At 39.1% G+C, this 23,109-nt stretch carries 20 protein-coding genes; 17 read left to right on the forward strand and 3 right to left on the reverse strand.

Annotated features, from left to right (window positions below; translation table 11 throughout):
* The first annotated feature begins 501 nt into the window (after window positions 1–501).
* The 11 genes from C7K43_RS11165 to C7K43_RS11210 all read left to right on the forward strand — a co-directional run bounded on the left by C7K43_RS11165 (window position 502) and on the right by C7K43_RS11210 (window position 13,011).
* Complete coding sequence (locus C7K43_RS11165) at window positions 502–2,232, forward strand: ABC transporter permease/substrate binding protein (protein WP_124006906.1); 1,731 nt, start codon at window positions 502–504, stop codon at window positions 2,230–2,232.
* 100 nt (window positions 2,233–2,332) lie between these two features.
* Complete coding sequence (locus C7K43_RS11170; RefSeq protein WP_028791141.1) at window positions 2,333–4,063, forward strand: ABC transporter permease/substrate binding protein; 1,731 nt, start codon at window positions 2,333–2,335, stop codon at window positions 4,061–4,063.
* Between the two features lie 111 nt (window positions 4,064–4,174).
* Window positions 4,175–5,452, forward strand: coding sequence for a quaternary amine ABC transporter ATP-binding protein (locus C7K43_RS11175; protein WP_193726112.1), 1,278 nt, complete (start codon window positions 4,175–4,177; stop codon window positions 5,450–5,452).
* Window positions 5,445–7,175, forward strand: a complete 1,731-nt coding sequence (locus C7K43_RS11180; protein ID WP_124006908.1) for an ABC transporter permease/substrate binding protein — start codon at window positions 5,445–5,447, stop codon at window positions 7,173–7,175. The genes C7K43_RS11175 and C7K43_RS11180 overlap by 8 nt, the downstream gene beginning before the upstream one ends.
* 34 nt (window positions 7,176–7,209) lie before the next feature.
* Complete coding sequence (locus tag C7K43_RS11185) at window positions 7,210–8,934, forward strand: ABC transporter permease/substrate binding protein (RefSeq protein WP_028791144.1); 1,725 nt, start codon at window positions 7,210–7,212, stop codon at window positions 8,932–8,934.
* A 169-nt stretch (window positions 8,935–9,103) separates the two neighbouring features.
* Window positions 9,104–10,195: a polysaccharide pyruvyl transferase family protein gene (locus tag C7K43_RS11190; protein ID WP_226996656.1), complete on the forward strand. Its 1,092-nt coding sequence runs from the start codon at window positions 9,104–9,106 to the stop codon at window positions 10,193–10,195.
* Window positions 10,196–10,263: 68 nt separating this feature from the next.
* Window positions 10,264–11,205: a polysaccharide pyruvyl transferase family protein gene (locus C7K43_RS11195; RefSeq protein ID WP_226996657.1), complete on the forward strand. Its 942-nt coding sequence runs from the start codon at window positions 10,264–10,266 to the stop codon at window positions 11,203–11,205.
* A gap of 9 nt (window positions 11,206–11,214) precedes the next feature.
* Window positions 11,215–11,355: a hypothetical protein gene (locus tag C7K43_RS13475; protein ID WP_226996658.1), complete on the forward strand. Its 141-nt coding sequence runs from the start codon at window positions 11,215–11,217 to the stop codon at window positions 11,353–11,355.
* A gap of 22 nt (window positions 11,356–11,377) precedes the next feature.
* The gene (locus tag C7K43_RS11200; protein ID WP_124006909.1) at window positions 11,378–11,620 is read left to right on the forward strand and encodes a GlsB/YeaQ/YmgE family stress response membrane protein; all 243 of its coding nucleotides are present in this window, start codon (window positions 11,378–11,380) and stop codon (window positions 11,618–11,620) included.
* Window positions 11,621–11,737: 117 nt separating this feature from the next.
* On the forward strand, window positions 11,738–12,730 hold the full coding sequence (locus tag C7K43_RS11205) for a nuclease-related domain-containing protein (protein ID WP_124006910.1): 993 nt from the start codon (window positions 11,738–11,740) through the stop codon (window positions 12,728–12,730).
* A gap of 95 nt (window positions 12,731–12,825) precedes the next feature.
* On the forward strand, window positions 12,826–13,011 hold the full coding sequence (locus C7K43_RS11210; protein ID WP_124006911.1) for a hypothetical protein: 186 nt from the start codon (window positions 12,826–12,828) through the stop codon (window positions 13,009–13,011).
* A 167-nt stretch (window positions 13,012–13,178) separates the two neighbouring features.
* Here C7K43_RS11210 and C7K43_RS11215 read toward each other — a convergent pair whose 3' ends face one another.
* Both C7K43_RS11215 and C7K43_RS11220 read right to left on the reverse strand, forming a co-directional pair.
* Window positions 13,179–14,930: an ABC transporter ATP-binding protein gene (locus C7K43_RS11215; protein ID WP_124006912.1), complete on the reverse strand. Its 1,752-nt coding sequence runs from the start codon at window positions 14,928–14,930 to the stop codon at window positions 13,179–13,181.
* Window positions 14,927–16,642 carry an ABC transporter ATP-binding protein gene (locus C7K43_RS11220; protein ID WP_124006913.1) on the reverse strand — a complete coding sequence of 572 codons (1,716 nt, stop codon included), beginning with the start codon at window positions 16,640–16,642 and terminating at the stop codon, window positions 14,927–14,929. Before C7K43_RS11220 ends, C7K43_RS11215 begins: the two co-directional genes overlap by 4 nt.
* Window positions 16,643–16,751: 109 nt before the next feature.
* Between C7K43_RS11220 and C7K43_RS13225 the strand changes: the two genes are divergently transcribed.
* The 3 genes from C7K43_RS13225 (at window position 16,752) to C7K43_RS11230 (ending at window position 17,902) form a co-directional block, all read left to right on the forward strand.
* Window positions 16,752–16,919, forward strand: a complete 168-nt coding sequence (locus tag C7K43_RS13225; RefSeq protein ID WP_157977749.1) for a hypothetical protein — start codon at window positions 16,752–16,754, stop codon at window positions 16,917–16,919.
* 96 nt (window positions 16,920–17,015) lie between these two features.
* Window positions 17,016–17,717, forward strand: a complete 702-nt coding sequence (locus C7K43_RS11225) for an NAD(P)H-dependent oxidoreductase (protein WP_124006914.1) — start codon at window positions 17,016–17,018, stop codon at window positions 17,715–17,717.
* Complete coding sequence (locus tag C7K43_RS11230) at window positions 17,717–17,902, forward strand: hypothetical protein (protein WP_124006915.1); 186 nt, start codon at window positions 17,717–17,719, stop codon at window positions 17,900–17,902. Before C7K43_RS11225 ends, C7K43_RS11230 begins: the two co-directional genes overlap by 1 nt.
* A gap of 45 nt (window positions 17,903–17,947) precedes the next feature.
* Here C7K43_RS11230 and C7K43_RS11235 read toward each other — a convergent pair whose 3' ends face one another.
* The gene (locus tag C7K43_RS11235; protein ID WP_124006916.1) at window positions 17,948–19,105 is read right to left on the reverse strand and encodes an NAD(P)-dependent malic enzyme; all 1,158 of its coding nucleotides are present in this window, start codon (window positions 19,103–19,105) and stop codon (window positions 17,948–17,950) included.
* Between the two features lie 498 nt (window positions 19,106–19,603).
* Here C7K43_RS11235 and C7K43_RS11240 point away from each other — a divergent pair, with 498 nt between their 5' ends.
* The 3 genes from C7K43_RS11240 (at window position 19,604) to nagE (ending at window position 23,084) form a co-directional block, all read left to right on the forward strand.
* Window positions 19,604–19,951, forward strand: a complete 348-nt coding sequence (locus C7K43_RS11240; protein ID WP_226996659.1) for a flavodoxin domain-containing protein — start codon at window positions 19,604–19,606, stop codon at window positions 19,949–19,951.
* 332 nt (window positions 19,952–20,283) lie between these two features.
* Window positions 20,284–21,135, forward strand: a complete 852-nt coding sequence (locus tag C7K43_RS11245) for a PRD domain-containing protein (RefSeq protein ID WP_124006917.1) — start codon at window positions 20,284–20,286, stop codon at window positions 21,133–21,135.
* Window positions 21,132–23,084, forward strand: a complete 1,953-nt coding sequence (nagE, locus tag C7K43_RS11250) for an N-acetylglucosamine-specific PTS transporter subunit IIBC (RefSeq protein ID WP_124006918.1) — start codon at window positions 21,132–21,134, stop codon at window positions 23,082–23,084. Before C7K43_RS11245 ends, nagE begins: the two co-directional genes overlap by 4 nt.
* Window positions 23,085–23,109 lie beyond the last annotated feature (25 nt).

Below are 23,109 nucleotides of genomic sequence, written 5' to 3' on the forward strand. Positions count from 1 at the left end.
CTTTTAGATTCTAATGAGCTTATTTGTGATTAACCACACCAGATTAATAAACTAGCGTGCTTAATTAGAATTAACCTCACTGTTTTGCAGTTTTACTGTGCTTAAAGTGGCTAATAGTTCCTTTTTTCTTCTTTTCCCTTAAATTAAGCACAGAGCATTAGTATTTTACCGGGCTTATTTGCGAACAACCCCACTAGATTGATGAACTAGCGTGCTTAATTAGAATTAACCACATTGTTTTGTCATTTTACTGTGCTTAGTGTCGTTTAACTATCAATTCCGTTAAAAATGATACAAATTTATATTTATCTAAAATCACTGTGAGGCTTTTAATGACACCACTTGAAGCTATGAAAAAATCACTGCATCTCAGGGCTGAATTTGCATGTTACCGGGATGTTTGTTACTCTAAATAACATGTATTAATTCCAAATCCAAAAAAATAAGGAGAGTTTATTATGAGAGCAAAGAAATCTGAACCACACGCTGAGGTGTCTAGCCATTATTGATTTTTTAGAAAATCCGATTCCGATAGCTGCTTGGGTAGATAATATTGTTGAATGGTTGACTGAAAATCTTACAGTTTTCTTTTCAATCATTCAGTCCATTGGTCAATTTTTAATGGATATCATGTCAAATGGCTTATCTGCAGTGCCACCCATCGTAATGATGGTAGTGTTAACAGTAGCAGCTTATTTTATTTTTAAAAAACGATGGCAAATGCCAGTGTTTATCTTGGTTGGCTTATTGTTTATTTACAACCAAGATATGTGGTCAGACTTGATGTATACACTCACGTTAGTGATTTTATCTAGCTTAATTTCTGTAGCTGTCGGGGTTCCTATTGGAATCTTGATGTCTAAAAGCAATAAAACAGAAGCCATTATTAAACCCATCTTAGATGTGATGCAAACTATGCCAGGCTTTGTGTATCTGATACCCGCCGTTGCTTTCTTTGGTATTGGCATGGTACCCGGCGTTTTTGCTTCCGTTATTTTTGCAGTACCACCTACTGTTCGTTTAACTAATCTGGGGATTCGGCAAGTAGATAACGAATTGAAAGAAGCCTCGGATTCATTTGGCGGAACCAATTGGCAAAAACTTTATAAATTGGAAATCCCACTTGCTAAAGGCAGTATTTTTGCCGGTATCAATCAAACCATTATGTTGAGTTTATCAATGGTGGTTATTAGTTCAATGATTGGTGCGCCAGGACTTGGCCAGGGAGTTTTAGCAGCGGTGCAACGCTCTGAGGTCGGCAGTGGATTTGTATATGGCGTGGGGATTGTGATCCTAGCGATTATTATGGATCGTCTGGCACAACGGATGAACCAATCGAGTGCAGAAAAAGTAAACGAACACGTTAAAACACCGAAGCGCCAAAAACAAATAATGAGACTATCGATTGCTGCAGCTGTGGTAGTGATTACTACTCTTGGGTTAATGACTTCAAATCGGTCGGCAAGAGGTTCGATCACGCTATCTTATATTAATTTAGATACCGAACTGGCTTCGACGAACGTCATCGCTCAAGTTTTAAGAGACGAAGGCTATGAAGTGAACACCATCGCTTTGGATATTCCAGTGATGTGGGAAGCTGTGGCAAATGGCGAAGCCGATGCAATGGTTGGCGCGTGGCCGGCAACCAATAAAACCCAATATGATATGTTTGGCGATCAAATGGATAAATTAGGCGCAAACTTAGAAAATAGCGCACAAACGGGTTTGGTTGTTCCTGCTTATATGGAAGATGTTGAAAGCATTGAAGACCTAACGGATCAAGCAGATCAAGAAATTGTCGGCGTTGAGCCGGGGACAGGGACGTCAGATGCGACGGATGAAACCATTGATGCTTATCCGAATTTATCTGGTTGGGAACAAGTTAATTCGTCAACAGCTGCCATGATTGCTGAACTAGATCAGGCGATCAAACAAGAAGAACCAATCGTGGTTTCGATCTTTGCACCGCATTGGATTTTTTCACGTTATGATTTAACGATGCTAGAAGATCCTAAAGAGACGATGGGAGTACCTGAAAATATTGAAACCATGGCACGAGAAGGTTTAGAAGAAGACGAACCAGAAGCTTATCAAATACTAGATAATTTTCAGTGGGAAATTGACGATATTCAGTCTGTAATGTTTGAAATAGAAAATGGAGCCGAGCCTGAAGAGGCAGCTCAAAACTGGATTGAAGAGAATCCAGAAAAAGTTGAAAGCTGGACTGAATAAGTCGTGGAAACTGCTGGAATGAAAATTCTGGCAGTTTTTGTCTTACAAAAATGAGGAGTGTTTAAGGTGAATAAAAACAGAATAAAAGAAGTGATCGCAAATGGCTGATTTTTTACAACAAAAGATTCCAATTGCCCAGGTAATTGATGCGATTGTCGACTGGTTAACTGAGAATTTATCCGGACTTTTTAGTTTGTTGCAGGTCATCGGCCAAAGCGTGATGGACGTAATGTCCAACACATTAGCGGCAATCCCTCCTATACTATTGATCTTATTACTTATAATTGCAGCTTACTTTGTCTTTAATAAGAAATGGCAAATGCCAGTATTCATTTTGATTGGCTTCGTCTTTATTTATAATCAAAATATGTGGGACGATTTAATGTATACACTCACGTTAGTCATTGTTTCCAGCTTTATTGCGATTGTCATAGGTGTTCCTGTAGGGATAGTAATGGCTAAAAGCGATAAAGCACAAGTGGTGATTAAGCCCATTTTAGATGTGATGCAAACAATGCCTAGCTTTGTGTATTTGATTCCAGCCGTTGCTTTCTTTGGTATTGGGATGGTACCAGGGACCTTTGCTTCAGTCATTTTTGCGGTACCACCGACTGTTCGACTAACTAACTTGGGTATTCGCCAAGTGGATACCGAAATCAAAGAAGCTTCAGACTCCTTAGGGGGTACAGGGATCCAAAAATTGATTAAAGTCGAACTTCCGCTAGCCAAAGGAAATATTTTTGCTGGTATTAACCAAACGACCATGATGGTTTTATCTATGGTGGTTATTGCTTCAATGATCGGAACACCTGGTTTAGGCCAAGGCGTATTAGCTGCTGTGCAACGTTCACAAATTGGCTCAGGTTTTGTTTATGGTGTTGGCGTAGTTATTTTAGCGATTATGATGGATCGCTTTACCCAAAGCTTAAATAAAAATCGTGGGAAAGATCAAAGTGAAATTGAACCTATACCTAAGAAAAGAAAAATATTGGTTGGCGGCCTTACTGCTGCAGCAGTAATCGTACTTGCAATCATAGGTGGGGTGTCACAAAGTGATGCTAACAAAGGAGCCCTTACACTCGCTTATGCCGAACAAGATGACCAAGTAGCAACAACAACTGTGATCGCACAAGTGCTAGAAGAACAAGGGTATAATGTTACCATGACGGCTTTGGATATTCCGGTCACTTTTGAAGCGGTGGCAAACGGTCAAGCCGATGCGATGTTAGGTGCATGGTTACCGACAACCCATGAAGCAAATTATGCTCAACTAGGAGACCAGTTAGACAATTTGGGCCCCAGCTTAGATGAACAAGCCCAAAATGGCATTGTCGTACCATCTTATATGGATGTTGATTCGATTGAAGATTTAACAGATGAAGCCGATCAGACCATTACTGGTGTTGAGCCTGGTGCAGGAAATACAGCAGCTGCTCAAGCGACTTTAGAAGCTTATCCTAATTTAGAAGATTGGGAATTAGCTACTTCTTCTGCTGGAGCGATGACGACACAATTGGAGCGTGCCATTAGTCAAGAAGAGGAAGTTGTGGTATCAGCTTGGAGTCCACATTGGATTTTTTCACGTTTTGATGTGAAATTTTTAGAAGACCCAGAAGGTGGCATGGGCGGTGCTGAAAGCATTGTGACCATGGCAAGATTAGGTCTAGAAGAGGACATGCCAGAAGCTTATCAAATTTTGGATAACTTCCAGTGGGAGGTCGAAGATATCGAATCAGTCATGCTTGAAATAGAAGAAGGGACAGACCCAGAAGTAGCGGCCCAAAATTGGATTGAAGAAAACCCCGACAAGGTCGAAGAATGGGTCAAATAGAACCTTAATCGATGATCGTTATCTTTTGGTTCGATTTTTAAGTATGGTATTATGAACTTGAGATTATGCGATGATGATAGAAATAAAATTCTTTAAAAATAGAAAGGGAGTATGATGAATTTGAGTAAAGTTCGAGTAGAACATTTGACCAAAGTATTTGGTAGAAGAACCCAACAAGCACTTGATTTGGTCAAAGAAGGAAAATCCAAACAAGAAATCCTAAAAGAAACAGGTGCAACTGTAGGGGTTCATGATGTTAGTTTTGATGTAGAAGAAGGAGAAGTCTTTGTTATCATGGGGTTATCCGGTAGTGGGAAATCCACTTTGGTACGATTGATCAACCGTTTAATCGAACCAACTTCAGGTGAAGTGTATATTGATGATGAAGATGTAGCAAAAATGTCCAAAGAAGATTTACGTGAAGTTCGTCGTACGAAAGTCAACATGGTTTTCCAAAACTTTGGGCTTTTACCACAACGGACAGTTTTAGAAAATACCGAATACGGCTTGGAAGTCCGTGGGGTAGCAAAAGAAGAACGGCAGAAAAAAGCCGAAGAAGCATTAGATAACTCCGGCTTGCTATCAGTGAAAGACCAATTTCCTAGCCAACTATCCGGTGGTATGCAACAGCGTGTCGGTTTGGCTCGAGCATTAGCTAATGATCCAGAAATCTTGCTGATGGATGAAGCATTCTCCGCATTGGATCCGTTGATTCGCCGCGATATGCAAGATGATTTATTGGATTTACAAGAAAGAGTCCAAAAAACCATTATTTTCATTACCCATGATTTGGATGAAGCTTTGCGTATTGGTGACCGGATTGCTTTGATGCGTGATGGGAAAATCATGCAAATTGGTACCGGTGAAGAAATCTTGACGCATCCAGCCAACGATTTCGTTCGCGAATTTACAGAAGATATCGACCGTTCAAAAGTTTTGACGGCCGAAAATATTATGGAACCTGCCCTTGTCATTAATGCCGAAGAAGACGGTCCTAATGTGGCATTGCAACGGATGCGTAAAGAAGAAGTCAGCATGCTGTTAGCCGTGGATCGTAAACGTCACTTAGATGGTAGTTTGACGGCTGAAGAAGCTTTAGATGCTCGTAAGAACGATAAGCCGCTCAAGGAAGTAATAGATAAAAACGTACGAAAAATTCAAAAAGATACCTTAGTCACTGATATCTTTGATTTAATCTATAATTCACCTGCACCACTTGCAGTTGTGGATGAAAATGATCGGGTAGCAGGCGTTGTCGTTCGTGGTAGCGTGATTGGTGCTATGACGGCTAGTGATAAGGAAGAAGAAAACGAAGAGACAAATAATAATGAAAAAACGGCTTCCTCTCAAGAAGAAGCTGACGAAAATGGGGTGAATGTGGATGCTTGATTTGCTACAACAAGAAATTCCTGTGGCAGATTGGGCTGATGCGGCGGTTGATTGGCTAACTGAAAACTTGTCAGGATTCTTTTCATTTTTACAAACGGTAGGACAAATGATAATGGATGGTATGACCAATCTGTTATCGATGATTTCACCATTGATTTTAATTGTATTATTAGCTGTTGCTGCGTATTTTGCCTTTAATCGAAAATGGGGAATGCCTATTTTCACCTTTTTGGGATTATTATTTATTTATAACCAAGACATGTGGGGAGATTTATTAAATACGATTACTCTTGTCATCATGTCGAGTTTGATTTCTGTTGTGATCGGTGTTCCTTTAGGCATTTTGATGTCAAAAAGTGAAACTGCTCAAAGTATTATTAAACCGATTTTAGACATTATGCAGACGATGCCAGGTTTTGTTTATTTGATTCCAGCGGTAGCTTTCTTTGGTATCGGGATGGTTCCCGGTGTATTTGCTTCCGTCATTTTCTCCTTGCCACCCACTGTTCGCATGACAAACCTTGGAATTAGGCAAGTCCCTACTGAACTAGTCGAAGCTTCCGATTCTTTTGGTGGAACCGGCTGGCAAAAATTATTTAAATTAGAAATGCCACTGGCAAAAGGAAACATTTTTGCCGGGATCAACCAAACGATCATGTTAGCTCTTTCCATGGTTGTGATTGCTTCCATGATCGGTGCTCCTGGCTTAGGCCAAGGTGTATTATCTGCGGTACAACGTTCACAAGTAGGGAATGGTTTTACTTTTGGCGTAAGTATTGTAGTTCTAGCAATTGTTATGGACCGTTTTACCCAACGGTTAAATAAAACGAGTCAACCAAAACAAGTGGCAGAAAAGAAAAAGTCTAAAAAAGGCAAGATTTGGATAGCTACAGCAGTTGCAGCTGTAGTAATTGTTTGGGGAGCGATCAGCGCTTTTTCTTCTGGTAGTTCAAATACTGGAAATATCACACTGGCTTACACTGAACAAGATGACCAAATCGCTTCGACGAACGTGATTGCACAAGTACTAGAAGATCAAGGCTTCAATGTGACCACATCTTCACTGGATAATGCGGTGATGTGGGAATCCGTAGCCAATGGCGAAGCCGATGCGATGGTCGGCGCTTGGCTGCCAGTTACTCACCAAGCGCAGTACGAAGAATTTAAAGATGACTTGGATAATTTAGGTCCAAATGTGGATAAACAAGCGCAAAACAGCTTTGTAGTTCCATCGTATATGGATGTTGATTCGATTGAAGATTTGGATGACCAAGCCGGTCAAGTTGTTACAGGGATTGAACCAGGTGCAGGGATCGTGCAAGCTGCAGAAAATACCTTAGAAGAATATCCTAACTTAGAAGGCTGGCAGCAAGAATTATCATCTACAGGTGCGATGACGACTCAGTTAGAACGGGCGATTGCACAAGAAGACGAAATTGTGATCACTGGTTGGACCCCGCACTGGATGTTCTCACGCTTTGATATAAAAACATTGGATGATCCAAAAAGTGCAATGGGGGATGCTGAAAGTATCTACACTTTCGCACGTGAGGGCTTAGCAGACGACATGCCAGAAGCTTATCAAATTTTGGATAATTTCGAATGGGATGTCAAAGACGTGGAAGGCGTAATGCTAGATATGGAAGACGGTAGAGATCCAGAAGATGCAGCCAGAGATTGGATTGAGGATAATCAAGACAAAGCAGATAGCTGGGTCGAATAGTCCATAAAGGAATATAAGAAAGAAGTGAGTGCTAATGTTTGATTTTCTACAACAATCGATCCCGCTGGCTGATTGGATCGATACTGGCGTTGATTGGCTGACTGAACATTGGTCAGGATTCTTTTCATTTCTACAGACAGTAGGTCAAGCGGTCATGGATTTCATGACGAATACCTTATCAGCAGTACCACCGTTATTATTGATGGTATTGATCGCTATTGCTGCGTATTTTATTTTCCATCGAAAATGGTGGATTCCAATTATTACTTTGTTAGGTCTACTACTTATCTATAATCAAGAGATGTGGGCAGACTTGATGAACACAATTACGCTGGTAGTTATCTCCAGCTTGATCGCTGTTGTGATTGGTGTTCCGTTAGGGATTTTGATGTCTAAAAGTGAAACAGCACAAAGTATTGTTACTCCCATTTTAGATGTGATGCAGACGATGCCAGGTTTTGTTTATTTGATACCTGCTGTGGCTTTCTTTGGTGTAGGGATGGTTCCCGGAGTATTTGCTTCGGTCATCTTTTCACTGCCGCCGACTGTCAGGATGACCAACTTCGGGATTCGTCAAATTTCAACTGAATTAGTCGAAGCTTCCGAATCCTTTGGTGGAACGCCTTGGCAAAGATTATTCAAACTAGATTTACCTCTAGCTAAAGGAAATATCTTTGCTGGGATTAACCAAACGATTATGTTGACTTTATCCATGGTCGTGATTGCTTCAATGATCGGTACACCTGGTTTAGGACAAGGCGTTCTAGCAGCGGTGCAACGTTCAGACGTTGGTAATGGCTTTGTTTATGGCGTAGGTATTGTTATTCTTGCTATTATCATGGACCGCTTCACCCAAGCCATGAATCGGCCCGTTGAACAAACGCAAGCAAGAATATCCAAGAAGAAAAAAACCATTGTTGGAGGAGCTATTGCAGTAGTGGTCGTATTTTTTGCTACAATCGGCGTTTATTCTTCCATTAATCAATCGAACCAAGGCACAATTACATTGGCTTATGCACAACAAGACGACCAAGTGGTTTCCACTAATGTGATTTCCCAAGTCTTAGAAGAACAAGGCTATAATGTTAATATGACCTCCCTTGATATCCCGGTTGTTTGGGAAGCTGTCGCAAATGGACAAGCTGACGCGATGACGGGGGCTTGGTTACCGATTACTCATCAAGCCCAATATGAGGAATTTAAAAATGACGTTGACGATCTAGGACCTCACATTGATAAGCAAGCGAAGCTAGGACTGGTTGTCCCATCATATATGGATGTCGATTCCATTGAAGATTTAGATGATCAAGCGAATCGAGAAATTACCGGAATCGAGCCGGGCGCCGGAATCGTCCAAGCGACCGACGAAACACTGGAAGCTTATCCGAATTTATCTGATTGGGAACAAATCATTTCATCCACGGGTGCGATGAATGCTCAATTGGAGCGTGCCATTAATGATAACGATGAGATTGTCGTTGAAGGTTGGAATCCTTATTGGATCTTCCAACGATATGATTTGAAATATTTAGATGATCCTAAAGGCACTATGGGAGAAGCTGAAAGTATCCATACGATGACCCGACTCGGCTTTGAAGACGATATGCCAGGAGCTTATCGAATTTTAGATAACTTCAAATGGGATGTCGATGATATGGAATCAATCATGTTGGACATCGAGGATGGAAAAGATCCAGAAGATGCAGCCAGTGATTGGATTGATGAAAACCGAGACAAAGTGGATAGTTGGGTAGAATAAAAAAAGACTACAGGTTTTTATAAGTCCTTTTAAAAATAACTTTTAATAGAGCAGGTGATCTGCTCTATTTTTTTTTTTCGCCTTCTTTATCATAATGGCTTTCGTTGGACAGACGTTTTTATAAAAGTTATAGTTTAATTGTAGTTAAATAAAGAGAGGAGAGATCTAAATGGCAATTAAAAGAGCGATAAACATTGATAACTTAGACTTTGCTTACACCTTAGGTCAAATTTCTTTAACTGAATTGATTAAACAATTACCAGAAGAACCACGCCGTTTTTATATGTTTGGTGTCCCTGATTATAACAATTTAGGCGACCAAGCAGTAGCTTATGCTGAAAAAGCTTTTTTCAAAAGAGTTTTTCCTGAAATAACTTATATCGAAATTTTAGAATCACAAACAGATGATGCAATTAAAGAACTAGTACCGATGCTACGCGAGAGTGATATGATCGGCTATACTGGTGGAGGAAACATTGGCAATACCTATTTAGACCATGAAGAACCACGCCGTAAGGTATTCTCTACATTTGTCAATAATAAAACCATTTCCTTTCCACAATCGGTTAACTTTGAAGATACAGAACAAGGACAAGAAGAATTAAGAAAAAGCCAAGAAGCTTACAATAAAAATCCTAATTTAACCCTTGTTGCTAGAGAAACACAACCATTAGATTATTTTAAAAAGAATTTTGACGTAGATGTTATTTATACTTCAGATATCGTCGCTTCACTTAAACCAGACCCTTCGGATGTTGAACGTGATGGGATACTATTTATTATGCGACAAGACACTGAAAAAGTTATCAACCCAGAATTGTTAGAAAGATTAAGCTATAAACTGAATAACGTGGGCGATGACGTAGAACAAACGGATACCGTTTTGCCATTTAAAGCTTCCGATAGCAATGCGGATACAGCAGCTAATTTAGATGAAGTACGTATCTCAGAACGTGGCTGGTTGATTGAACGTAAATTAGAAGAAATCAAAGCCAGTGAAGCTGTAGTAACGGACCGCTTGCATGGCATGATCTTTTGTGTACTAACAAAAACGCCTTGCTTGGTATTTGACAATAGCTACGGTAAAGCGAGTGCCTCTTACTATAACTGGTTTGAAGATTTGGATTACATCCAACATACAACAGAAAAAGATCCAGACAAATTGGCACCTATGATTGAAGGATTAAAAGGCTACGAACATTCATATCTACATGATTTTTCACATAGCTATGATGAATTGATCGATTTGATTAAAAAATAAAAAATAAAGAAGTCGTTTATTCTGGCTTGACTACGGACAATCACTTTCTAAGAAAGGAAGCGGTTTGTATGACAGTAAACTTGTTAGCGGATATTACGAATTTAAATTTTGCTTACACCTTAGGACAACTTTCTTTAACAGAGTTAATTAAGCAGTTGCCTGAAGACCGACAACGTTTTTATATGTTTGGAACACCGATTTATAATAATTTAGGCGATTTAGCGGTTAGTGAAGCACAAAAGAGATTTTTTGCAGAAAACTTTCCGGAATTAGTCTACATTGAAATCACCGAACCACAAACGGACCAAGCGATCGAGGAATTATTACCATTACTGCGCCCTGATGACATGATTGGCTATGTCGGCGGTGGGAATATTGGTAACTTACACATAGCGCATGAAATTCCGCGACGCAAAGTGTTTTCTACTTTTGTTAACAACAAGACGATTTCTTTTCCTCAGTCTGTTTATTTTGAAGACACAGAAGAAGGACAAGAGGAATTAAGAAAAAGCCAAGAAGCTTATAATAAGAATCCTAATTTGACCCTTGTTGCAAGAGACACGCAAACACTAAATTATTTCAAAGAACATTTTGAGGTAAATGCCATTCTCACATCTGATATGGTTTTATTTCTACAACCAAAACGCCCTGAGTTTGAGCGAGACGGTACGTTGTTTATCATGCGTAAGGATGCTGAAAAAGTCACATCAGATGAATTAATAGCGCAACTAACCAACAGCTTGGAAAATGCTGGCGAAGAAGTAGAACCAACGGATACTGTGCTTTCTTTTAAAGCTTATGATGTAAAAACGGATGCAGATCCTCCCCTTGATATTGTAAGGATATCTGAGCGGGATTGGTTATTGACGCTTAAATTAGATCAAATCAAAGCAAGCGAAGTGGTGGTAACCGACCGTTTGCATGGGATGATCTTTTCTGCCATTACACAAACACCGTGCCTTGTATTTGATAACAACTATGGTAAAGCGAGTGCGTTTTACTATAACTAGCTTGAAGATTTGGATTATATTCAACACACCACTGAAACAGATCCAAAAAAATTAACAGCGATGGTAAAAGATTTGAAAAATTACGACCATTCAGATACACTTGATTTTTCGCATACTTATGATGCGTTAATTAATTTGATCAAAGAATAAAAAACGAAAGGAGTCGTTTATTATGGGTTGGTTATGGACAATTATCGTCGGTGGCGTCATTGGCGCAATTGCTGGCGCTATTACAAACAAAGGCGGATCAATGGGCATTATCTTTAATGTGATTGCAGGCCTGGTTGGTTCATCTATTGGACAAGCAATTCTAGGAAATTGGGGCCCTGTTATCGGCGGTATGGCGATTATCCCATCTATTATTGGGGCAATTATCGTTGTTGCAGTTGTTTCATTTTTCTTAGGTAGAAATTAGAAATTTAAAATCGTCCTAGGCTGATCTTTTCAGCAGGGGCGATTTTTTTTGTTGAAAAAAAGATTTGACTTATTTTTGCGTACTTATTAATGAATACAATTTATTAGGAGGCGCAAAATGAGAAAGAAACCGCATGGCTTACAATGGCTGGAAACAGTCGGTCAACGTAAACAACTAAGCGAGAAAGAACGTTGGGACTTACAAAGATTGCAAAAAGGCGTTTTAGGAGAGAAACAAATGGATAAAATGGCGGAGACGTTTTTGTCGGGGAAAATAACGGCAATAGATGATATTACCTTGCAATACCAATCAAGCATTGTCCAGATTGATAAAATATTGCTCATAGGCAGTATCGTGTATATCATTGACATGAAGTTTTACCAAGGAGACTACACTTTACAGGATGGGAGTTGGCAGCGTAATGGGAAAAAACTACCCACCAACATTTTGGAGCAATTGCGCAGAGCCGTACGAATCATTGAAAATATACTCAAAGAACAAGGAATACAGCTGCAAGTAAAAGGTGTTTTGGCCTTTTTGGATCCAGAATCAAATATTCAAATAAAAGATGATATTGCAGAAACAATCTTAACTTTTAATAAAATTCCGCTGTGGTTAACGAAGTTGAATCAACAATCGTCCGATGAACGCTACCCCCATTGGAAATCTATCCTTTTTCAATATCAAATAAACGACTTTCGAACAAAGTATAAGTTAACGCATGCTGAAGCAGAACAACTGCAAAAAGGGATTTGTTGTCCTCGTTGTCATCAATTTCAAACGACGCCAAAAAGACATACTGTTCACTGTAGTTGTGGATATGTTGAGGCAAAAGCAACGGCATACGTACGGACAATCTGTGAATACGGTGTGATTTTCCATGACCAAGATCTAAAATTGAAAGATTTAAAGAATTTTTTTGGAAAAAACGTACAAGAAACATATTTGAAGTATATCCTGAAAAAGTATTTTACAGTGATTCAGAAGTCAACTAAAAGAAGTATCGGTCATAGAAACGAAGGAATCTTATTTGAATACTGGTTTGAAAATAAAATGGACTATTTTAATAATTTAGAAAAAAGGAAAAATTGGAAAAATGCTAATTTTTAGAAAAAGGTAAAAGATAGAGAAAGAAACATAAAAACATTATCCGAGAAAGAAAAGACGGATAACGTTTTAGACATTTATTCTCCGAAAAGTGAAAGATGGATAAAGAAAAACAAAAGTATTATCTGAAAAAGAGGAGAAATCAGTATAAAAGCATGAAAAAGGTAAAAGATGAAGAAAGAAACATAAAAACATTATCCGAGAAAGAAAAGACGGATAACGTTTTAGGCATTTATTCTCCGAAAAGTGAAAGATGGATAAAGAAAAACAAAAGTATTATCTGAAAAAGAGAAGAAATCAGTATAAAAGCATGAAAAAGGTAAAAGATGAAGAAAGAAACATAAAAACATTATCCGAGAAAGAAAAGACGGATAACGTTTTAAGAATTCTTTCTCCAAGGATACCTATATAAGCAATACAGTGGCTTTTGGGAAAGAAAAGATGCTGCTACTTATTCTTCAAACTGTACTCGGTACAATTGTTCGTAATAACCTTTTTTCTCTAGTAGATCTTCGTGAGTACCGGCTTCTACGATCTGGCCGTTTTCCATCACGAGGATTTTATCGGCAGATTGAATTGTCGACAGACGATGGGCGATCACAAAGCTGGTCCGACCTTCCATCATTTCAAGGAAAGCAGATTGGATTTTTTGCTCCGTCAGAGTATCTACGGAACTGGTTGCTTCATCTAGAATTAACATCGGAGGCTCGCTGACCATTGTACGTGCAATGGTTAGCAATTGCCTTTGTCCATCCGAAATTTTGATGCCATGATGGCCAATTGATGTATCCAAGCCGTGTGGCAGACGCATTACATAATCATACATATAAGCTTTTTGTAAAGCTGTATAAATTTCTTTATCGCTAGCAGCTTCATTGCCATAAGTCAAATTTTCTCGTAAGGTGGCATCAAACAGCCACGTATCTTGCAGCACCATGCCAAAACTTTTGCGGAGTTGATCACGTTTGATGTCATCAATATTGAGACCATCGAGTAAAATTTCCCCACTGTCTACTTCGTAAAAACGCATCAATAAATTCACTAGCGTTGATTTTCCTGCACCTGTTTTTCCCACGATAGCTATCGTTTCACCAGGTTTAGCAGTAAAATTAAAGTCCTCAATCAAAGATTGACCATTTTCATAGGAAAAATCAACGTAATTAAATTGGATCTCGCCTTTAATTGTTGGTAAATCTTGTTTATCTGCATCTGAATCTTCTTCTTTTTTATCCAATAAATCAAAAGTTCGCGTCAGTCCTGCCAGAGCCATTTGAATTTGGGTCATGACACCAGAAATTTCAATAAAGGGTTTCGTGAATTGGGTAGAATAGATCGTAAAACTTGAGACCACTCCGATTGTCACCAATTCGCTTCCGGATAAAATCAAATAACCGCCTGTAAATCCCACAGCTAAATAAGCTAAATGATCAACAAAGCGTGATAAAGGATTGCTCAATGAAGAAGAAAATTGCGCTTTTTGTCCTTTAACGTATAATTCTTGATTGATCTTTTCAAACTGTTCTTGATTATTTTCTTCTTGTTGAAAAGCTTTGACAATCTTTTGGTTACCTACCATTTCAGTAACAAATCCTGATACGGTGCCGACAATTTCTTGCTGTGCGGCAAAATTTGCTTGGGAAGACCTAGCCACTAGATAACTCACCAGAAAAATTATAGGCGTCGAAACTAGCACAACGATCGTCAAAACGACACTCATTCGCAGCATCATAAATAAAGCCAATAGCACAACCGACATTCCGGCAAATAATTGATTGAAAATCTGGGAAACAGCGATGGAGATGTTATCCATGTCATTAGTAAAATGACTGACGATATTACCATGTGACGTTTGATCATAGTACCGCAAAGGCAAACGATTCAGATGAGAAAAGGCATCTTTGCGTAAATCGGCTACTGCCCAATAGGCAACCTTGTTTCCTAGACGTTGAATGAGCCATTGACTGACCACCGTAAGCAATACAATACCTGCAAATAAGCCGCCTATTTTAAATAAACCAGTAAAGTGAACTTGGTTTTCACCTACCAATTGATCAACACCACGACCAATTAAATAAGTAATATAAACTGTCGTTGAGCCAGCGATCAGCCCAAAGAGGACAGCTAACCAATTTTCTTTTTTATATTTTGCTAAATAGGATAAAAAGCGACGAAAGCTAGTCCAGTCCAGCGACTTTGTTTTCATTGGTTTCCCTCCTCTTGTGAGGCGACGATTTCCTGATACTCTTGGGAAGTTTCTAATAGTTTTTCATGCGTCCCTTTAGCTACCAGACGGCCTGCCTCCATAACAAAGATTTGACTGGCATCTTGAATAGAACGAATGCGTTGTGAAATGACTAAAACCGTGCAATCTAACCCCTTTAAGGTTTGACGTAGGTTATAATCGGTTTGATAATCTAAAGCACTTAAAGAATCATCAAGAATTAAAATTTCGGGCTGTTTAATTAGCGCCCGCGCAATGGTTAAACGTTGTTGTTGACCACCAGAAAGGTTTTTCCCGCCTTCATAAACCGGTGTGTCTAACCCTTGAGGTAAATGGGATACAAATTCTTGAGCCTGTGCAATTTCTAGTGCGCGCCAACATTCTTCATCGGTCGCGTCATTTTTTCCCCATTGTAAGTTTTCACGGATAGTACCAGTAAATAGGATGGCTGTTTGTTGGACCGTACCGACGTTTTTGCGTAGATCAGTTAATGGCCACTTCCTTACATCCACATCATCGACCAAAACCGCGCCATCCGCTACATCATAAAAACGGGGGATGAGTTGTGTCAATGCAGTTTTCCCACTACCCGTTGGTCCGGTAATGCCAATTGTTTTCCCAGCTTCAACTGTGAAATCAATGTCTTTTAAAGCTAAACCAAAATCAACTGAAAAACGAAAATCAACATGAGAAAACTGGATAGCGCCGCCTGTTTTTTTCGGTGTGGTACTTTCTTTTGGATCGTGAATTTCTACCGTTGCATCAAAGACCTCTTCTATCCGACTTGCTGAAGCAAAAGCACGGGTAAAGATAACCACCAAGTTGGATACCACAATCAAAGCCAAGAGCATTTGGTTCATATAATTAACCAGAGCTAAAATTTGTCCTTGTTGTAACCCGCCGATATTTACTTTGAATCCACCAATGGTTAGAATGCCTAAAACGCCGATATTCATGATTAAAGTGGTTGCTGGATTTAATAAAGCGGAAATGTTGGATACGCGAACGTAGACCGAAGAAAGTTTATCGGTTGATTCATCGAAACGGTCAACCTCTGTTTTACGACGGCTAAATGCGCGAATCACACGTACGCCGCTTAAATTTTGGGCTACAATTTCATTGATCCGATCCAGATAGCTTTGTACTTTTTGATATAAAGGAACAGAACGGGTAATGATTCCAAATAAAATTAAACAAAAAGTAGGGAGTACAATTAAAAAAATGAGTCCCATTTGCCAATCAATAAAAAACGCCATGACTACAGCACCTATACTTAAAAAAGGTGCTCGTACCACTAGGCGGATCAGCATCGCCAAAGCCAACTGTACTTGGTTGATATCATTTGTCATCCGGGTAATTAAGGTATCAGTACCGAAATCATTGAGTTCTTGATGTGAAAGCTGATTGACTTTTTTCATCAGCTGATTGCGTAATTCGGTACCATAGCCCTGCGATGCCACCGAGGCAAAATATTGACAAACAACAGCACATCCGAGACCAATTATGGAAATCACCAGCATCCAAATTGCTCTATTTACTACAATAGGCCAATTGCCTTTTTGAATACCGTCATCGACTAAACTTGCCATCAATAAGGGTAAAATTAATTCAAAAATCGCTTCTAGAAATTTGAATACGGGTCCTAAGATAATTTGTTTACGATAGCTTTTCGCAAAATGAAGCACCTGAGACATAACTGACCTCCTCGATTATTTACAATTATTGTACCCTAGGAAAAGAGGAAAAGAAAGTTGACAGAATAAATGAGTCTTGTTAGTTTACCAACTAAGAGGTGAAAAATAAATGCTAGGAAGAAGACGAGCCACTAGAAACTGGGCGCAAGCTTCAAAAAAGCTACGTACCGGACAAGGGCCCTCCAAGAAAAAGAATTTGAGCAAACAACAGCGCAAAGTGAAAGCCAGACGCAGAGGAGCTGTCGCTGGTGCAATCAGATCAGCCTTTAAGAAATAGTTAAGCTGCCAAATGCAGTTAACACAATAAATCGATGACATGACTGGAGCAATGCAAACTGGTATAATGTTTACGACAAGGAGGCGTTTAGAGACTATGAAGACGCTTATTATCGTTTCACATCCTGAAATCGATGAATCTGGCAGCCAGCAATATTTAAAAGAAGCATTGCCGGATACTGCAGAAGTTACGTATCACCACTTAGAATCGACCTATCCTGCGGGGAAGATTGATATTAAACAAGAACAAGAGCTACTGCAAAACCATGATCGTATTATCTTGCAATTTCCATTGTACTGGTATTCCTCACCGCCCATGTTAAAACATTGGTTGGATGAAGTGCTGACCGAAAATTTTGCCTATGGTTTTGGTGGCAACAAGCTAAAAGGAAAAGAACTGGGTTTAGTGTTGATGATCGGTATGCCAGAAAAAGAATACCAAGTGGGCGGTCGCGAAGGCTTTTCACTCAGTGCCTTAACAACGCCGTATCAAGCGATGGCTAAAAAAACGCAGATGCACTTTTTAAAACCATTTCTCATTTTCCAATTTCACTATATGGAAGAAATCGAAAAAATGCGCATGCTGATTGCTTACCAGCAATACTTGATGATCGAAGATTTCGATACTTTACGTGCTAAAGAAACATGGTTCTTACAACAATTGGATACCATAAACGAGAAAACATTACCTGCTGGAAGTCCATTTGTTTTAGAACAAGTGAAAGAATTGATTGAAGATAATCGCATGGAATTAGATGAGATCCAAATGTATCTGGATCAAGCAGGAGGTTCTTGGTAATGGAAGAAGATATTCAATGGTCACTCGAACAGCTTGATCAATTAGTTGCAGGCAGTCTGGACTATAAACAAAAGGCTTTACTACTAGGAATGAGAGATTTACTTTTAGAACAACAAAAACGTACCGAACAAATTCAAGGACAACTTGACGGTACGCTTTGGTCCCCCAACGATTGGGGCGAATAAAAAGATTGTCGTTTTTGTACGCTGCATTTACGACAATCTTTTTTATTATTTTCGTGCAGAATCAGACACGCTGTGGGCAACAATATTTACCACATCAGGATGAAAAACATCAGGGATAATATAATCGGCATTTAACTCCTCTTCTGGGATCACCGCTGCAATTCCCTTTGCGGCAGCAATCTGCATTTCATCTGTAATATCACTGGCACGTGAATCTAGTGCTCCGCGGAAAATACCCGGAAACGCCAACACATTATTGATTTGATTTGGAAAGTCAGAACGCCCCGTGCCTACAATAAATGCGCCACCTTCTTTAGCTTCATCTGGCATAATTTCGGGCGTAGGGTTTGCCATGGCGAAAATAATCGGTTGGTCGTTCATCGCTTGGATCCATTCCTTTTGCAAGATATTACCAGCGGATACCCCAATAAATACATCGGCGTCTTTTAATGCTTCCTGCAAATCGCCTTTTAAATGGTTTGGATTGGTTACTTGGGCAATTTCTTGATGTCGTTCATCTAAATCAGACGCGTCAGCGGAAATGATCCCAGCTTTATCAACCAAAAGGATATTTTGCGCGCCAGCTGCTAAGAATTTTTTGGTGATGGCAATTCCTGCAGCTCCCGCGCCATTGATCACAATCTTGCTTTTAGCTATATCTTTTTTAACTAATTTTAAGGCATTATATAAAGCAGCTAAAACGACAATGGCGGTGCCGTGCTGATCATCATGAAATACCGGAATATCCAAGCTTTCCTTTAAGCGCCGTTCAATTTCAAAGCAGCGTGGAGCCGCGATGTCTTCCAAATTAATCCCACCCAATGAAGGGGTGAGCGCTTGAATGTGCGAGATAATTTCCTCTGTATCTTGAGTAGCAAGACAAATCGGAAAGGCATCAATGTTGGCAAATTCTTTGAATAAAACCGCTTTCCCTTCCATTACAGGTAATGCCGCTTCGGGGCCAATATTACCCAAACCTAACACTGCAGAACCATCCGTTACAATCGCAACGGTATTTTTCTTAGTCGTATAAGTGTAGACATCTTCCTTATTTTCTGCAATGGCCGAACTCACCGCCGCTACTCCGGGAGTATAAGCGATGGCTAAATCTTCTCGATTTTGCACTGGGACTTTCGATCGTATCTCTAGCTTACCGCCCTTTTCCTGGCTAACTTTTAGCGCCTCTTTTTTTACATCCGTCATTTAGTTCTCCTCCTTTGAGAATTTGTCTTCACCCCCATTGTGAAATAAATCATTTTTTTTAGCAAGTGATTTAAGCAATCGCTATGTATGAAAGTGAAAATTAGCTCTCTATATTTGCGAAGATAACAAAATATCACCGTTTTTGATGGATACCAAACAATGTCCATCCAATTTGCAAACCTATTGGTGGGAACTTATAAAATGTACCACCGATCGGAAAAAATATTGGAGGCAACTCACAAGATGAGCCACCAATAATTATGAATAATTGTGGCATGTACGAGAGAAACGATTTCAGTTACTATAAAGTTTAGCCTTAATAAATTTTATAAAAGTTTCTTCCATATTGTGATTTAATAAACGTGTTGAAATGAACTTTAGAAAGGGAGATTTAATGCGTTAGCTAAAATTGTATACGCTGCCACGACGGGGACACAGAAAAAATATCTGAAATTTTAGAAGGAAAATTCCAAAATCAAGGTGTTGAAGGTCATACGGATGGGGACTGACGACGCGGAGGACGCAGATGAGGAGGAATTTACGGGTGTGGATATTTGTGTTATTGCGACGTATACTTATAATAATGGTGAGGTATCGGCTAATTTTGTTTACTTCGAAGAAAATTTAAGAAAACAAGGTTTGAAAGGGAAAGTTTATGGTGTAGTTGGTAGTGGTGATAAAGAATATCATTCTGATACGTATTGTTTTGCTGCTGAGATATTTAACGAAGATTTCCAGCAAGCAGGGACGAAAAAAGGACATGATGTATTAAAAATTGATAATAAAGCGGATGAAAAGGATAAAGAAGCATTAAAAGAATTTGTCAGCAGTTTAACCAATGCATAAGTTTTTTTGATAAAGTAAAATAGTCCCAATTCATCTAATCATTTGGGTGACTCTTTCGATTGTTAATGACGAAAATGAGATGTTTTTATCAACGTAAATACGGGAAAAAAGTTTTCTCCTATTTCGTCTTGACAAAAACATACCCGCTCTATAGAATTAAATTTGTTAACATATTATTTTCATGTGACTAGGAAAAGACTAGGCATGGAAAGGTCCATAAAGGGTGCCGTATACACCTTTAAGGATTTTTCCATGCTTTTTTGTTTGTTGGCCCCAAGCAAAAGTTCCTAGAAAATGAAAATTACCATTCTGCAGAAGAGGGATTGTTAGAAATGAAAATCAAAAAGATCTTAAATCAAAATGCTGTATTGGTTGAGGATGATAGGGAAGAAAAAGTAGCCATCGGTAAAGGGGTTGGTTTTGATAAGAAACGAAACGACCTTTTATTTTCCAATGAAGTGGAGCGAATGTTTGTAATGGAACCTGAGGGACAGAAAAAATTACAAAGTTTGCTAAATCAAATCGATGAAAAGTTTTTGTTTGCAGTAGAACATATTGTGGATTACGCAGAAACGGTTCTGATGGAAAAACTAGATGAGCATGTATTGATTGCATTGGCTGACCATATTGCTTTTTCAGCTTCAAATATTCGAAACGGCATTATTATCCGAAACAAGCTGCTGCGAGAAATTGAAATTTTATATAGTGACGAATTCAGTATCGCACAATGGGCGGTCGATTATTTAAATAAGGAATTAAATATCCCTTATACATATGATGAAGCTGGTTATATTGCAATCCATATTCATAGTGGTCGGATGGGCAACCATAATAATCATCAAAGTATCCGAGAAGTCACCATCATTTCAAATATTATTCGTTTAGTTGAAAAAGAATTAGACGTCGATATTCATTCGGAACAAATGTCATTGAACTATTCTCGTTTAGCCAATCATATGCGGTTACTTTTACAACGCTATTACAAACAACAATATGCCGTTTTAGATGATGAGATTGTAAAAATGGTAAAAAGTAAATACCCTGAAAGTTACGAAGTAGCAAAAAAGATACGGGTTTTACTGATTAAAGAATATCAAATATCTACTACAAGTGAAGAATTAGGCTACCTAGCGATTCACATTGAACGCTTGCGTTTAGCCAAACAGACGGAGGAAAAGAAATGAAAGCTTATATGCAACGGATGGGACGTTCGTTAATGCTGCCGGTTGCAACTTTACCAGTTGCTGCACTATTTATGGGGATTGGTTATTGGATTGATCCTAGTGGTTGGGGAGAAAATAATATTATTGCAGCCTTCCTAATACAAGCTGGCGGCACCATCTTAGATAATTTAGGGATTTTATTTGCAGTTGGTATCGCTATAGGGATGGCAAAGGATAAAGATGGCTCTTCTGCTTTAGCAGGATTAGTCGCATTCTTAACACCTATGACTTTGGTCAATTCAGAAGCTGTTGCAACTTTTACAAAAGTTGATATAACAGAGGTAAATGTTGCTTTTGAAGCCATCAATAATGAAAATGTATTTGTTGGGATTGTTGCTGGTTTGGTTGCTGCGGCATTATATAATCGTTTCAATAATGTGAAGTTGCCGATGGCCTTGTCATTTTTTAGTGGGAAACGATCGGTTCCCATTGTAACAGCTGTAGTCATGTCTCTGATTTCAGTCGTGTTCATTTTTGTTTGGCCTACAGTTTACACTGCTTTAGTTACCTTTGGAGAGTTTATTTCTGGCTTAGGGGCATTGGGCGCAGGCCTCTATGGCTTCTTTAACCGTCTCTTAATTCCGACGGGTTTACACCATGCGTTAAACAACGTTTTCTGGTTTAATTTAGCTGGAATTGATGATATTGGTAAATTTTGGGCAAATGACGGAATTAAAGGAATTACTGGGATGTACCAAGCAGGTTTCTTCCCCGTTATGATGTTTGGTTTGCCAGCAGGCGCTCTTGCGATGTATCATACAGCTCGTCCGGAAAAGAAAAAAGAAACAGCTTCATTAATGCTAGCTGCCGCATTTGCTTCTTTTTTTACGGGAGTTACTGAGCCGTTAGAGTTTGCTTTCATGTTTGTTGCATGGCCATTATATGTTGTACACGCTCTTTTAACAGGTCTTTCAATGTTTATTGTGGCAACATTTCAGTGGACAGCCGGGTTTAACTTTAGTGCAGGTTTAGTTGACTTTGTGTTAAGTTTACGCGTGCCAATCGCTAATCAACCTTATATGTTGCTGGTCTTTGGGCTTGTAATGGCTGTCGTTTACTACTTTACTTTCCGCTTTGTTATTACTAAATTTAATTTAATGACGCCTGGCCGAGAAGAAAGTACGAATGAGGAAATGACAGAGGATATTCCTGCAGGCGATGATAAATTTGCAGCATTAGCCCAACGTATTTACGCTGGTTTGGGCAAAGATAACTTAGTAAGTGTTGATAATTGTACGACACGTTTACGTTTACAAGTAAAAGATACACAGGATGTGGACCAAGCTAAAATCAAAGCAACAGGTGTTCCAGGCGTAAAAGCCATTGATAAAAATAATATTCAAATTATTGTCGGAACAGAAGTACAGTTCGTTGCGGATGAGTTGTCTCGTCTTCATACTGGCGCACCCGTGGCTTCTACAGCTAAACCGGTAGAAGCAGTTGAAGAAATTTCTGCCGTTAATGAAGTTTACGCTGCAGCGAACGGAACCGTTATCCCAATGACAGAAGTTTCAGATGATGTTTTTTCACAAAAAATGATGGGCGATGGCTATGCAGTTCTACCAAATAATGGAGAAATTTTTGCTCCTGTTGCGGGTAAGATTACCAATATCTTCCCAACCAAACACGCCTTAGGAATTGAAACAGCAGCTGGCGTAGAAGTGTTATTACACATGGGAATTGATACGGTTACCTTAAAGGGAGAACCATTTAATTTGTATGTAACAGAAAATCAAAAAATAGCTCGAGGACAGCTGCTTGCTAAAATTGATTTAGAGGCTATTGAAAAAGCAGATCGTAAAACAGACATTATCGTTGTCTTTACAAATCCAGATAATATTGCGGATTTAGCAATAGAAGTTGGGGACAAACAAGCAAACGATATTATTGGTTCTGTAGAAGCTAAATAAAAATTAGAACTGGGATAGGGGTTAT

This window comes from Tetragenococcus koreensis, assembly GCF_003795145.1.
Taxonomy (GTDB): domain Bacteria; phylum Bacillota; class Bacilli; order Lactobacillales; family Enterococcaceae; genus Tetragenococcus; species Tetragenococcus koreensis.